General features: G+C 27.7%; 13 protein-coding genes and 1 pseudogene. All 14 read right to left on the reverse strand.

What is annotated here, in order from left to right; translation table 11 throughout:
- Positions 1-818: 818 nt before the first annotated feature.
- The 14 genes and pseudogenes from QVZ41_RS13920 to QVZ41_RS13985 all read right to left on the reverse strand — a co-directional run bounded on the left by QVZ41_RS13920 (position 819) and on the right by QVZ41_RS13985 (position 14,271).
- Positions 819-1,226: a hypothetical protein gene (locus tag QVZ41_RS13920; protein WP_302885249.1), complete on the reverse strand. Its 408-nt coding sequence runs from the start codon at positions 1,224-1,226 to the stop codon at positions 819-821.
- A 198-nt stretch (positions 1,227-1,424) separates the two neighbouring features.
- On the reverse strand, positions 1,425-1,961 hold the full coding sequence (locus QVZ41_RS13925; RefSeq protein WP_302885250.1) for a hypothetical protein: 537 nt from the start codon (positions 1,959-1,961) through the stop codon (positions 1,425-1,427).
- A 934-nt stretch (positions 1,962-2,895) separates the two neighbouring features.
- The gene (locus QVZ41_RS13930) at positions 2,896-3,333 is read right to left on the reverse strand and encodes a hypothetical protein (protein WP_302885251.1); all 438 of its coding nucleotides are present in this window, start codon (positions 3,331-3,333) and stop codon (positions 2,896-2,898) included.
- A gap of 318 nt (positions 3,334-3,651) precedes the next feature.
- Complete coding sequence (locus QVZ41_RS13935) at positions 3,652-4,248, reverse strand: hypothetical protein (protein ID WP_302885252.1); 597 nt, start codon at positions 4,246-4,248, stop codon at positions 3,652-3,654.
- 212 nt (positions 4,249-4,460) lie between these two features.
- Positions 4,461-5,006 (reverse strand): hypothetical protein, encoded by a 546-nt coding sequence (locus tag QVZ41_RS13940; protein ID WP_302885253.1) that lies wholly within the window; start codon positions 5,004-5,006, stop codon positions 4,461-4,463.
- A 224-nt stretch (positions 5,007-5,230) separates the two neighbouring features.
- Complete coding sequence (locus QVZ41_RS13945; protein WP_302885254.1) at positions 5,231-6,319, reverse strand: hypothetical protein; 1,089 nt, start codon at positions 6,317-6,319, stop codon at positions 5,231-5,233.
- A gap of 172 nt (positions 6,320-6,491) precedes the next feature.
- Positions 6,492-6,881: a hypothetical protein gene (locus QVZ41_RS13950; protein WP_302885255.1), complete on the reverse strand. Its 390-nt coding sequence runs from the start codon at positions 6,879-6,881 to the stop codon at positions 6,492-6,494.
- 226 nt (positions 6,882-7,107) lie between these two features.
- Positions 7,108-7,998, reverse strand: coding sequence for a hypothetical protein (locus QVZ41_RS13955; RefSeq protein WP_302885256.1), 891 nt, complete (start codon positions 7,996-7,998; stop codon positions 7,108-7,110).
- 220 nt (positions 7,999-8,218) lie between these two features.
- Entirely contained in the window at positions 8,219-9,019 is an 801-nt protein-coding gene (locus QVZ41_RS13960; protein ID WP_302885257.1) for a hypothetical protein, read from the reverse strand.
- Positions 9,020-9,243: 224 nt separating this feature from the next.
- Positions 9,244-9,579, reverse strand: a complete 336-nt coding sequence (locus QVZ41_RS13965; protein WP_302885258.1) for a hypothetical protein — start codon at positions 9,577-9,579, stop codon at positions 9,244-9,246.
- 282 nt (positions 9,580-9,861) lie between these two features.
- A pseudogene (locus QVZ41_RS13970) lies at positions 9,862-10,866 on the reverse strand (IS30 family transposase).
- 300 nt (positions 10,867-11,166) lie between these two features.
- The gene (locus QVZ41_RS13975) at positions 11,167-11,733 is read right to left on the reverse strand and encodes a hypothetical protein (protein WP_302885260.1); all 567 of its coding nucleotides are present in this window, start codon (positions 11,731-11,733) and stop codon (positions 11,167-11,169) included.
- Between the two features lie 1,429 nt (positions 11,734-13,162).
- Positions 13,163-13,600, reverse strand: a complete 438-nt coding sequence (locus QVZ41_RS13980; protein ID WP_302885261.1) for a hypothetical protein — start codon at positions 13,598-13,600, stop codon at positions 13,163-13,165.
- Between the two features lie 212 nt (positions 13,601-13,812).
- Positions 13,813-14,271 carry a hypothetical protein gene (locus QVZ41_RS13985; protein WP_302885262.1) on the reverse strand — a complete coding sequence of 153 codons (459 nt, stop codon included), beginning with the start codon at positions 14,269-14,271 and terminating at the stop codon, positions 13,813-13,815.
- Positions 14,272-15,241 lie beyond the last annotated feature (970 nt).

Raw genomic sequence — 15,241 nt, forward strand, 5'->3', positions numbered from 1 at the left:
TAAGTAGTTATTATTTTTATCACACTTTTCAATGCATGGCTTGAGATATATTTTAATAAAGTAACTTTTAATAATTTTCAATGAAATAATTTTATATAGAGTTCGGTACGTAACTTTTCACACTATTTTTATTATTGATGAATAAATTTTCAAAGAATTAATAATACTATTTTTTAAGTTTTTGCGTACAATTCAGACGCAAATTTTTAACACTATTTTATTTTTAATGATAAACTTTTCAAAGAATTATTGATGTTAATTTTTATGCATAATTCAGCACGAAACACAAGCTTTCACTAATTTTCAGCAATTTAAATTTTATTAAAGAATATAGATTTTTCGTTTATATTTTTCCAAAAACACCAAATAATTCAATATTTCTCAACTTAAAAAAGTTATTTTTTTTGTAAAAGATTAATGATTTTCGACTTAAAGAAAAATTAAACATTAATTTATCTGCGGAAATTTCGACCGAAATTTCCTGTTTAGGCTAACGGTTTTGGCTAGGCTTTGTGCGGGAAGAAAATCGCCAAGATTTTCGAACACGTACTAAGCCGAAGCTTTTTGTTTGGATTTGTTTCTTTGGTTTCACAAAGCCAAATCAACAAGATTTGGCGACCCAGTAAATATAAACAAAACTTTGAATTTGGCACAAAACCCGCATGAAGTTTAGCCGGTGTTGGGTAATGCGTTTATTTTTCGAATACTTATTTATTTTCAATCTTTTTCAATGATTTCTATAATGTTACTATAAATTATGAAATCTCATAAATTCGAATTAAGTACGGTTTTCTTTAATATTTGGTTTCAAACAACTTTTATTTAAATATTGAGTAAATAAAAATTATAAATAATATTATTAGAATTCCTATTCGAAAGTATTTTTGTTGTTTAGCTTTTCTTGGAAACCCATCTTTTTTCAATTCCCATGAGAATAAAATTATAAATAAAGTATGTCCAAAATCAAAGATAAAATCAGCCAATGTAAATCCTTCTTCCGCTTTTTCAGATTTTAAATTTTGTTCAAATTCTTTCGCAAATTTCTTAGCATTCTGTATTTCTTTAGAATCTATTTTTCTATTACTCAATTCGTTTTTAGCTAAAAGAACAGCTTTTGGATCCCAGTCATTTTCGAATGCTAATATTTCAAGTAATTCTTCGGTTTCTCTTTCTCTTATTGGTGGAATAAAATCGTCCATTTTTATTTTTTCAAAAGTTTTACCCAACGGTTTTGGCTAGGCTTTGTGCGGGAAGAAAATCGACAAGATTTTCGAACAAGTACTAAGCCGAAGCTTTTTGTTTGGATTTGTTTCTTTTAGTTTCACTAAGCCAAATCAACAAGATTTGGCGACTTAGTAAATATACACAAAACTTTGAGAAAGCACAGACCCCCGCATTAAGTTTAGCTGGTGTTGTAACCAGTTTTACATTCCGATTATACTCAACGCGGGTTTATTAATCGTACATTTAATATACTTTTTAGAAGAGTCTATATTTGTGTCAAATTTAATTTTATTTTCTAATTTTTGATACGATTGAAATTTCGTTACCTTTTTTTTATTTATAAAGTAACTCCATTCAAACCGAATATTTTCAGCTTCTTCGATGTTTAGTTCTTTATTCGTTATAGAAATATTTCGTGGTTTAATTATTGTTATTTTTTGACTGTCGTCTAATGATAATATTATTCTTTCGGTACTCTCTATAAATTCGATGTTTTTCACTACATGGAAATTGTCCATTGGTCTCCCAAACCAGTTCCCCCAGAATCTTAGTGTTCCCCCTGTAAAGTCTAGGTTTTTAAATTCTTTTTCTAGTTCAGATGGAGTCAAATTAATTTCAAAACTCTCTATATTTTTACCTTGTTTAAATTCGGTGTTGTTTTCTGTTTTTCTTCGCTTTTTGAAAGGAACGATTAATAGAAATATGAGAACAGAAATTATTACGTGTATAAATGTCATTTCGTAATTGGTTACAACGGTTTTGGCTAGCAAACGAAGCGTTTGGAAAGCCGATTAATTATCGACCTAAAATACAGAAAAAAGTAGAGAACCGACATTGGGAAAGAAATAAATTAGCTTTGTTTGTTAGCCGGTGTTAACTTATGCAGTTTTTCACAAAGAAATATTGAATTGAAAAACAGCATTTTCCGATTTAAGCGCAACGACATTAAAATCGAGTTCCTACGATAATTTCCACATTTTCTCTGTAAATATTTATCTATTAAAGATTCATTATCAAGGAAGACATTTAGCACACAGTTCAGAACGTAATGATTAGAAACAATTTTTCTCAGCCAATAAAATTTATCAAATGATCTAAATTTCTCAGATAAGATTTTTACGTACAGTTCAAAACGTTTTAATTTTCAGCGAAAAGATGGTTTAAAATATATCAATTTATATAAATTTATCAATGAAATAATTTTAGCGAACAGTTTAAAACGTAGCGATTAAAAGTTTTTAGTTTTCAGTTAAAAACAAAGTTTCGGATTTAAAAATTTTGCGTGAGTATTGATTTCAAATAGATAAAAAAACTTTCATTTAAAACACTGCGAAAAATTCCAACAGGAATTTCAGCGCTGTTTAAGTTAACGGTTTTGGCTAGGCTTTGTGCGGGATTGAAAATCGGCCAAATTTTCGAACACGTACTAAGCCGAAGCTTTTTGTTTGGTTTTGTTTTTTTGTTTCACAAAGCCAAATCAACAAGATTTGGCGACTTAGTAAATATACACAAAACTTTGAAGTTAGAACTAAACCCGCATGAAGTTTAGCCGGTGTTAGTTTTTCGGCCGACCCGTAGTTAATTTATTCTTTGGATTATTTTCTAGTTTTCGTTTCTACAATTTTTAACTTTTAAAATAGGAATGACCATTGATTAAAATCGATAACTTTTTCATAGTTTTCTTTTTGTAAGATTGAAATTCAAGATAAAATTAATGAATGAGCTAATAGTCATTAATGACATTGAAGTTAACCAAAGCCAATAACCATTTAAGTATCCGTCAATATAACCTGTACCACCTCCTTCATTTTGTATTATTTGATCTACATTCATAAAAAATAAAGCTATTAAAGTAGAAGCAACTGATAAAACTAACGGTGTTTTTTTCATGTTTGTAGTTATGAATAAAATGATAGAAATAATAAATAAAGGATTAGCTAACCATATAATTCCAACTATGTCAAAATTCAACCAACCGAGGAGAAAGGCAATTAATCCAAAAGAACCGATAGATGTTTTTCCATTTACAAGGTAACATTCTTGAAAAAATGAGCTTAAATAAATTAGAATGGCTATAATTCCGATAATTATTTTTAGTTTTTTATTCATTCATTTAATATATTATTAGTCTTTTTTATTTATTGTACGAAGTATTATTCTTTTATGAATTTGATATATATTCTTTAAGTTTTCAATGATGGTTTCAATTTCGGAGTGCTGAAAACTAACGGTTTTGGCTAGGCTTTGTGCGGGTGAAAATCGACAAGATTTTCGAACACGCAACTAAGCCGAAGCTTTTTGTTTGGATTTGTTTCTTTGGTTTCACAAAGCCAAATCAACAAGATTTGGCGACTTAGTAAATATACACAAAACTTTGAAGTAAGCACAAAACCCGCATGAAGTTTAGCCGGTGTTGGTAATAGTTATTTAATAATTTTTCAGATTTTTTTTGAATATTTGAATTTTATCATAGTCAGTGATTTCTAAAATTTCTAACAAATGTAATAAGCTATATTTTTTTTTCAAATGATAGTTTATTAAATATTTCTCCGAAAATTTTATTTTGTTTTCATCGGTTTGTAAAAAATGAGTTTTAACTAATTCTCCATTATTCAGTTTTAATGTTATTTCATTATCTAATCCATTTGATAGATGTCTTGTAAATTCAAAAGTATTATTAACTCTTTTACCTTTTATATCTGAAGAATAAATTTTGATTGAAGTTATTTCCTCAAGTTTATATTCAATATCATTAATTAAGATAGATTCCTCTTTAAGTATTAGTTTGCCTATATATTCTCCATTTTCGATTTCGTAAAGAAAAAATCTAGAAATCATAAAAACAATGAAACAAAGTAACCATATAGCAAAAAAAAGAGTCATCCAATTACCAAAATATAAGTATCCCTTTTGTTCTAAAAAAACAAAAAGAAATAAAATTCCTGACAATATTATCATAAATAAACTGTCGTTAGGAATAAAAAATCCTTTTTTATGTTCAAATGTAAATTGTGGTCTTCTCATAATTTTTACCAACGGTTTTGGCTAGGCTTTGTGCGGGGTTGAAAATCGACAAGATTTTCGAACATGCACTAAGCCGAAGCTTTTTGTTTGGTTTTGTTTCTTTGGTTTCACAAAGCCAAATCAACAAGATTTGGCGACTTAGTAAATATACACAAAACTTTGAAGTTGGCACAAAACCCGCATGAAGTTTAGCCGGTGTTGTGTGCTGTTTATTATTTATACTTTTCAAATTTATTTTTTGTTTTTCTCCACTCTTTTTTAAACATTAAATATCCTTTGTGGTCATATTCGGACTCAGGAATTGTCTTCTTTATGTCTTTACTAAAAAACTCTTCTATTTTATTAATAAATTGAATAATTTGCTCTGAATATTCTTCTATTTTTATTTTAGTTATAGTATTTGATTCTGTAGTTAAGTTTACATAAGAATTGTCGTGTTCAATCCACCAATTATATCCATTGTCCATCTCTGTTTCAATTGTCACACATTCATCTTCAGGTAAATGGTTAAGGTGGTGTCCATCTGTTGGAAGTAATATTCTAAATAGTTGATTTTCTTTTGTATGATTAGACTCTAATGTTCTTAGTAAATGTAATCCGCTTGCACTTATATTTAACCATAAATCTGGTTTTACAACTATTTCTGTTCCAATTATTACTTTCAAATATCCGTGTGCACATCTATCATATGGAGCTGATTTTTCTCCATTATACCAACCTATTTCAATGATTTCTATTTCAAAAGTAGAATTTAACATTTTATTTTTTTTAATTGCACACAACGGTTTTGGCTAGGCTTTGTGCGGGAAGAAAATCGGCCAGATTTTCGAACACGGACTAAGCCGAAGCTTTTTGTTTGGATTTGTTTCTTTGATTTCACAAAGCCAAATCAACAAGATTTGGCGACTTAGTAAATATACACAAAACTTTGAAGTAAGCACAAAACCCGCATGAAGTTTAGCCGGTGTTGGCATTAGTTTTTTTAATTAATTACTTTCGGTATAATGGATTTCCAATCATTGAGGATAATATCGAATTTGTCAATAATTCTATTGTTTTTTCCAATAATATAACAAATTCTAGAACAATATTGTTTTCTATAATTATTGTAAAAGTCTTTATTATATTCATTTTCAGAATCTATATGAATACCAATATTTGATTTTTCGATATTAGAATCTACATGTAAAATATTAATTGATTTTCCAAACCTTCTTTCAAGTTCATAAAATGCTTCGGTTGATTTTTTGTCACCTCCACAACCACATGAATTAACAATTATTGTAGGTTTATTTTGTGATTTAGAACTTGTTATTGTGTCACCAGAAATAGTAATAACTTTATAACTTGGTGCAATCATTCCTTTTTGAGTTCCAATTTTGGTTTTATAGTTTTTATCTTTAACAAGTGTAATAAACTCTCCATTATTAGAAATTTTCTCAAAACGATAATATTTATTATTTAAGTTTAAAACTTCTCCAAAAGTCATTAATTCCCCATAGGAAATTGAATCTTTTTTTATTCCTAAATTTGATAACAATGCGATCTTTGTTTTAAAACCATATGTAAAACTCATAGGATTATTATGTTCAACAATTCCAACTTCATAATTTTCTTTATCAATTCTAAATTTTCCGACTAAATGTTCTTTTTTTCCTAATAGTATTTTTCCTTTCGAATTTCCAATACATAACCAAGAAGAGTCTTTTACAATTTGATTATTATCGGATATTAGAAATTTACACTTGACAATTTTTGGTGGTGAATTCCAATTAATTTTTTCACATATTCTGATAGAGTCATCTGTCAAATCTTTATTGTTATTTTCGTCTATAATAAAAATTTGCTTTTCATTTTTATTACCTAACAATAATTCTACATTATATTCTTCATTTTCTTTAAAATCAACTTTAAGTTGAAATCGTTTTAAATTTTTAATGTTTTTTGGATATTTAATTCGATATGAAAATATGTCAGATGTGTCTTTAAAATGTATTGCAGCATAACCTAATTTAAATAAACTATCACCTTTAATTTTGTTTCTTTTAATTTCACGAAGCCAAATCAACAAGATTTGGCTACTTAGTAAATATACACAAAACTTTGAAGTTTGCACAAAACCCGCATGAAGTTTAGCCGGTGTTGGCTAATGTTTTTTTATTTATAACATTTCAATAAGTAAGAAATATCCATTTTTGGATTTATTCTATTGTTTTTACAAATAAGACTTTTTATTCCCTGAGTTAAAGATAAATTGTTTTGTCTTTAATCTTTTTCAAATAGTAATAACACCAAATTAAGTTTGTAATTCCTACACTAAAAGTTTCAATTAAGAATAAAAAATTTAGATCACCATCAATGATATTAATAGTAATATTATCTACAACTGCAAGTATTAATAAAACTATAATCGGGATAAAACTAATTCTAATTTTTAAATTTATAGAATTCATTTTTTTTACAATTTCTATGTACAGACCATATAAAAAAGAGATAATAACAATAGGGAAGAAAAATACGACTAAATACATACTCATAGCATTACTGTCTCCATTTTCATTAATGTAAGCAACCACTAATAATTCAATTAAAGATATAATTATATTAACACTAAATAATTTTCCAAAATTCATATGAGTATATAGTTATTGAATAGAACGTTCAATTTTCAAATATTTGCCAACGGTTTTGGCTAGGCTTTGTGAGGGAAGAAAATCGGCAAGATTTTCGAACACGTACTAAGCCGAAGCTTTTTGTTTGGATTTGTTTCTTTTAGTTTCACAAAGCCAAATCAACAAGATTTGGCGACTTAGTAAATATACACAAAACTTTGAAGTTAGCACAAAACCCGCATGAAGTTTAGCCGGTGTTAGCTTTTCGTTTTTTCAATCCAGCAGTATTTAGTTTTGGAATTATGACTAAAATAAAAACAATAATAACCTCTGTAAATAATGTGTATAAAAATAAAGATAATGAATAACTGAGGTTTTCTGTGAAACTACCTTTTTCAGTCATTAAAAATATATCTATTGATTTTTTTTCATTATTTCCTTTATTTATGGCTTTTAGAAACCCATTTATTTTGGTAGAATAATTAACATTCTTGAAATAATGAATTTTATTTTCGTTCTTAAATTTTTCTTTATTTCTTTTAATGAAATTTCTCAAAAAATAATCATTCGATTTTTGATTATTTCCTACCGTTTCCGAATAAAAAGAACTGTACCAAATATTACTACATTTATCCATTGGTTTAGTTAAATATAAACGATATTCTATTTCATCTTGATATCTATACCTTGTTGATGATTTAATTTTTTCTTCATGGTATAAAAATAATGAGTCGACTTTGGTCTTATATGATTCAATTGAAAAATATAATTCATTTTTAAATAATTTTATTTCTTCACAGTTTTGAACATGCTTAATACCAAAAGTTTTTTTCTCAATATATTCTTGGCTAAAAAGAATAGTTATAGCATTAAGAATTGAAATTATGATGAAGTACAATAAATGTTGATTTTTTCTCCAAAAATTAATTTTTAGAAGTTTAAGTTTTTTATAAACAAAGATGTATAATGTTAATATTGATATAGAAAATGGAATAAATAAAGAAAACCAATTATCATTTAATATGATATGATTAATTGTTAAAATCCATTTTAAAATATTACATATTATAATATTTATCAAGGATATTATAATAAAGGGAAGATAGATTATCTTTAATTTAAAGTAATTTTTATTCATTTAAATTTAATGAAAGCTAACGGTTTTGGCTAGGCTTTGTGCGGGGTTGAAAATCGACAAGATTTTCGAACACGGACTAAGCCGAAGCTTTTTGTTTGGTTTTGTTTCTTTTGTTTTCACAAAGCCAAATCAACAAGATTTGGCGACTTAGTAAATATACACAAAACTTTGAAGTAAGCACTAAACCCGCATGAAGTTTAGCCGGTGTTAACTGCAGGTTTTAGAGTTCTTCATTTCTTTTTTTACTGCCTTTTTCAATAGCTATTTTTATTTCTTCTTTTGTTCTATAGTCTAAAGGAATGTTTATGTGTGTAGGTAATTGATGTATTTCAATATTGATTGATAGATTTTCATTATTACCTATATTTTTGAATTCAGTTATATCTGTTAATTTTTCTATATTTTGATTTGAGTAATCTAAAATTAAAACGTATCCATAAGGTGGAAAAGTAATTTCACTACAATTTATTATATGTCCACTAGAGAAATCACCAACAGTTTGATGCTGTATATATCTAATGTTTCCATCTTTGTTTAAATAAGTAAAAACTCTAAAATTTTTAGGTAAAGTAGTTGAATTTACGTCGGAAACAAATTCAGCTAATTCAGGATATGATTCTAAATACCAATTATCATTAATAGCTAAAAACATAGATATTATATGTTTCAATATTTTTAAAGGTTCTATTTTCGTTATTTGGTATTTTATATAGGCAGTTTCAGAATTAGTTTGAAGTTGATAACCTGCTTGAACCCATTTTTCATAAGAAGGAACATAATTTGTCCCTAAAAAACTATTACATTTTCTACAAAATGAATTATAACCAATTCCTCCTTGTTTCTTTTTCCCTTTTAGAGTAGCATCTAATATGTTATCCGTTTTATAATATTCCTCTAAGGGTAAAGTAATATATTTTGTGTTTTTGTTATTAGTTACTTTCGGAGGAACATGTTCAAAAGATAAATCAGTGTCTTTTGAACATAGTCTGCAAACTCCTTTTGTCATTTTGTGTCTTGCCATAATTTTTTGTCGAACTTGCAGTTAACGGTTTTGGCTAGGCTTTGTGGGGGAAGAAAATCGGCAAGATTTTCGAACACGTGCTAAGCCGAAGCTTTTTGTTTGGTTTTGTTTCTTTGATTTCACAAAGCCAAATCAACAAGATTTGGCGACCTAGTAAATATACACAAAACTTTGAAGCTTGCACAAAACCCGCATTAAGTTTAGCCGGTGTTGTGTGTAGTTTTTTATTTGGATTTTAATATTTCAAAAACAGATTCAGCTATATTCATGTCACATCCTTTCAAAAATATTCGAACTGGAATATCGTCATGAAAAAAACGTATTTCATTTTTATTTTTGTCTAGTATTCCAAAACCTAATTCACTTAAAATGCCTAATGTAAAAAATAAGAATGTACTTATCCAATTAATTTTCTCTTTTCTTAGCGATAGCTTTTCAATATAGTTAAAATAATATGTTTTACTTTGTTCAGGATTTAAGCTATCAACGACTTTAAATTCGTTTTTCTTTATAAATATTTCAAAAGGTGGATTTTTCCTCAAAGAATAATGTTTTTCCATTTTATGTAATTGTATTGTTAAATCTTATTATTTTCATACTCAGTATATTCCTCAGGAAATTTCAATTTACCGTTGATTTTTCCTGATATGAAATTATATCTTTTCCAAGATTTCTAACTCTCCATTTTTGTCAATTTTCTTTAATTTTCCATATTTGAAAATTAAGTAAAATAATGGGGTAATTCCACATAAAATTATTGTTAAAATTAAAAATATTTTTACGATATTTTTTGCTGCATTCAATGTTGTAACGCAACAAACGTTGCTTTTTTTTGGTTGATACTAAGCTACATTTTTTAGTTCAAAATCCATAATTTCTTTGGGTGTTTTATAACCAATTATTTTCCGAGGTCTATTGTTAAGTTTATCTTGAATTTTGATGAGTAATTTTTCATCAATTGATTAAAATCTGTTCCTTTTGGGAGGTATCTTCTGATGAGTCCATTAGTGTTTTCGTTAGTACCTCTTTCCCATGAAGAGTAGGGGGTGAGCAAAGTATATTTCCATACCTGTTTTTTGTGTTATTATTTCGTGTCTAGCCATTTCAATTCCGTTGTCGTAAGTCATTGTTTTTTTGAATATAGGGTTTAGTTTATTTAGAATTTTAGAGAACATTTCAGCAACTTCCTTTGAGTTTCTAGCTTTTAATTTTACGATTAAAGTATACCTAGATTTTCGTTCCACAATAGTTCCAATAGCAGATTTTTGATTTTTACCAATCATTAAATCACCTTCCCAGTGTCCTATTTCTTCTCTAAGTTCAATATGCTTTGGTCTATTGTCAATACTGACTTGGTTGATTATTTTACTACCAGTCCCACGTTTCTTTTTAACAGGTCTACGTCTTGTTTTTTTACGCACTAGTAGTTTGATAAGTTTTTTGTTTAAACTAGCTTGAGGTCTAGTGTAAATGTGTCTGTAAATGGCTTCATGAGAAATAGACATGATAGGGTCATTAGGATAAAGTTCCTTAATTCTTCCAGCAATTTGCTCAGGAGTCCATTCAGATAAAAGACCTTTATATACAAAATATTTTAGAGGTTTATGTGTACTGATTTTATCTAGATTTCTTTTGTTTAAGTAATCATCTTTAGCGCACCAATGAGATAAATGCGCATCATATTTATCATTAGAATTAATAACTAATTTATTTACTTCTCTGGTGATTGTTGATCTTGATCTATTGAGCAGTTTAGCGATGTAAGCTTTGGATCTATTTTCATTTAAAAGAGTCTCAATTTGGACCCTTTCTTTTAAGGTAAGTCTTCTATGTTTTTTTGCTTCCATTATAACAAATCTATAAAATTAGATTTGTTGCGTTAAGTTATTGAATAGAGCAGCATTTTTTTTAATTAGTTACAACGGTTTTGGCTAGGCTTTGTGCGGGATTGAAAATCGACAAGATTTTCGATTACGTACTAAGCCGAAGCTTTTTGTTTGGTTTTGTTTCTTTTGATTTTACAAAGCCAAATCAACAAGATTTGGCGACTTAGTAAATATACACAAAATTTTGAAGTAAGCACAAAACCCGCATGAAGTTTAGCCGGTGTTGTGCGTTCGGCTTTTTTATTTCATAAACTAAATTATTTACTGAATTGATATAATCTCACTTTCTTCAGATTTTGTTGACCAACGAATTTGCCAAAGATTACCACTTATTTTGTCAAGAAGTAAGAAATTCCAATTATTTTGAGTTGGATAGAGAGTGAATCTATTGTCGATTATATTTTGGTTCTCAATGAGAGAAGAATTGTTTAACGGTAAAATCTTATTTTTTTCAGGTTTCATATCCCAATTAACCTGCCATATTTTTCCGTTTATTTGGTCAAGAAGCAAGAAGTTCCAGTTATTTTGAGTTGGATAGAGTATAAACCTGTTATCCATTTCCTTCTGTTTTTCAACTAACGAGAGACTATTTAAAGGAATATCTAGTTGATTTGTTTTCTTTTGATCAAATTTAATTTGCCACATTTGTCCAGTTCGTGTATTCAATTTGATAAAATACCACATGTTTGTTGTTGGAAAAATTCGATATGATCTAATGTAATTTTCATTTACCTGATACAAATCATTTTGGTTTTTCTCAATTTGATCTTGAGCAAACAAACTCATATTTAATAAAATAGTGATTGCTAAAATTGTATACTTTATCATTTCAATAGAATTTTCAATTATTTTCTAAGGTTCGAGTCAAGCTGACGCACAACGGTTTTGGCTAGGCTTTGTGCGGGGTTGAAAATCGACAAGATTTTCGAACACGTACTAAGCCGAAGCTTTTTGTTTGGATTTGTTTCTTTGATTTCACAAAGCCAAATCAACAAGATTTGGCGACTTAGTAAATATACACAAAACTTTGAAGTTTGCACAAAACCCGCATGAAGTTTAGCCGGTGTTGTAAAATGTTTTATATTAAATTTTAATGTATCCTTTCAAAAAAACATTATTCAACATTGAGTACAGGTAGTTAAATGATTTATTAAAATTATAAGCTTTCTTTTTCAATAAAAGATTTTTTTAGTTTAAAGTATTGAATTTATTTACAATCAACATTCCAAACTCTTTTCATGTAATAACAATGATAACTACTAACATTTAAAATATTCAGTTTGACTTCTTCAATCAGAGAAATTTTTTTATTGTTTTTCCTATACAGCTTATATATTCCAAACTCAGTTTTTATTATATCACCTTCGATAGGCTGTATTCTCATTGGAGGTTTAAAATAGTGATATTTCTTATTATCGTGGTAAATCCTTATTCCTTTATTTATTTCAACTTTCTTTACCTCAAAATTACTATCCGAATTAACAAATTCTTTCTCAATGTTATAATTAGTTCTATATATATTATAATGGCATAAAAACAGAAACAAAGGAACAATTATGTACACTATTGTTTTAATCTTTTGGTTAATTATCATATATGTTTTTGGTATGAAGATTTTCAGTTTTTAATATTTTGACTTTCATTTTTTTGATTTAGTGGTACTTGTAGATATAAATCTAATATGAAGAAAAATAACAATGAACAAGTATCTTAATTTAATTTCTCAAATTATTGAGTATTAACAGTATTAATATAATATGTAGTTTTAAATAAAGACATTGTTTTATTCTTCGATGTTATTTCTAATATTTTACAACGGTTTTGGCTAGGCTTTGTGCGGGGTTGAAAATCGGCCAGATTTTCGAACACGTACTAAGCCGAAGCTTTTTGTTTGGTTTTGTTTCTTTGGTTTTCACAAAGCCAAATCAACAAGATTTGGCGACTTAGTAAATATACACAAAACTTTGAAGTAAGCACAAAACCCGCATGAAGTTTAGCCGGTGTTGGCATGTCGTTTTTTATTTCGTAATTATTTTTCAGTCATTTCAGAATTATATTTTTTTTCGTTTTTGTCAAAGCTCCGAATATTCGAAATTTCATGTAATTCAGTTTCTTTTAAATTAACTTTTTTCTTTATAATTCTTCGAAATTTTCAATTCGAATCTCGTTTATTTTCTTTTTAGATTTGCTCATAATTCAAACATTTATATGTTATTCAATTAGTTAATGAATTTTATAAGGAGTTGGCGTGTCGTTTTTATATTTCTCCATTAATAATTCCGAAAGTAACAAAACAGTTTATAAATAAAAAGAATATTCCAACTGTGTTTATGAAAATCATTTTATGCATTATATTCTTTATTTTTAATATTCCCCAAAGTCCAATTCCAAGAATTATCAAAGAGATTAAAAGTCCTCCAATTTCATAAGTAAAAGGAAGTGCTATACTTGGTAACCAAAGAATAAGAAAAACTCCGATTAAAGTATTTTGAATTTTACGTTCATTTGGGTTTTTAATATTCTTTAGAGTGACTATTGCAGATATAATAAACGGGATACTTATCAAGAGGTTCAAAACAATTAATAATTCACTCCAAACAAAGGGTTTTATTAAAATTGATAAAATCAAGGATGTAGAAACAACAGTAATTCCTACGATATTAATTAAACTCAAATATTTTATTGTTTTTCTCATTTTTAATGCATGCCAACGGTTTTGGCTAGGCTTTGTGCGGGATTGAAAATCGACAAGATTTTCGATTACGTACTAAGCCGAAGCTTTTTGTTTGGATTTGTTTCTTTGATTTCACGAAGCCAAATCAACAAGATTTGGCGACTTAGTAAATATACACAAAACTTTGAAGTTTGCACAAAACCCGCATGAAGTTTAGCCGGTGTTACCACAAGTTATTTTAATCTAGTTTCATTTTTAAAATCATCGGAATAAATTAACTTTTGTCCTGTTTTATCAAGGATAAAGTTTTGTGTAACCACAGTTTCAGGAAATACACTTGATATATATTTACACTTTATTTTTTTTGCAATAATTTCTAGGGATTCTCTATTGTTATATTTATTACTACTATTGTTAATAATAATATTTTCATTATTATCATTTGCTTTTTCATAAATGTCGAAATTTTCTTCATTACTCAATATTTTCATATCATTCACGGTTATATTTATTATTTCAGTTGAAATAAATTTAATAGTATGATTGTTTTGATTAACACCTTTAGAAAGTGTTAAATATTGTGAAATAGCTCTTTCTTCAGAGTTTAAGGGTAAATGTCCGTTTTGTTTAGTTTCACATGAGTTTAAAAAAACTAATACTGTTGTTAAAGTAAGGTAATGTCTAATTTTCATTTTTCAATTTTATTTGTGGTAACGGTTTTAGCTAGGAAACGAAGCGTTAAACTAGCCGATTAGTTTTCAGACTTAAAACTACAGAAAATAAAAAGAAAACCAACTTAGTGAAAGCATAAATTAGCTTTGTTTTTTAGCTGTTGTTAGCTTATGCAACATTTCACATAAAAATGTTGAAAAGGGTAGTAGAGTTTCCAAACTTTACGCAACGACTTTAAAATCGCATTGCTACGATAATTTTTCACGTTCTGCTTTTCAAAGAATTGAGAATGTTAGTTTTGAGAATTTTTAGGGAATTGAGTACGTAACTTTAAGCCACCATTTATCGTTTATTTAGAACTTTCATTAAGAATTAGAAATGTTAGTTTTATTAAAATTCAGCGTACAGTTCAGCACGAAATTTATGGACACCATTTTCTTTTTAATTAATAATTTTTCAAAGAATTATTGATTTCGTTTACCTTTTACGCAACAGTAAATAATTCAATTATTTCTCAGTTTAAAAAAGCTAAGTTTTTCAGGTAAAACATTAACAAATTTTATGTTATAGAAAAGTTTCGTTCTTTAATTTTTTGAGTCAAGATTGGTTTCAAATAATTAAGAAAAAGTTTCATTTTAACAACTGCGAAAAATTCAGCCATGAATTTCAGCGTTGTTAAAGCTAACGGTTTTGGCTAGGCTTTGTGCGGGAAGAAAATCGACAAGATTTTCGAACACGGACTAAGCCGAAGCTTTTTGTTTGGTTTTGTTTCTTTGGTTTCACAAAGCCAAATCAACAAGATTTGGCGACCCAGTAAATATACACAAAACTTTGAAGTAAGCACAAAACCCGCATGAAGTTTAGCCAGTGTTGCCTGTTGCTTTTATCTTATTTTATGAATATTTTCAATTTCATTTTTTAATAGTTTCTTTTAAAAAATATTCACTCTTTATTTTAATTTCATTTTCTTAATAAATCAGGGATTGTAGA

This window comes from Wenyingzhuangia gilva (assembly GCF_030519655.1).
GTDB lineage: Bacteria > Bacteroidota > Bacteroidia > Flavobacteriales > Flavobacteriaceae > Wenyingzhuangia > Wenyingzhuangia gilva.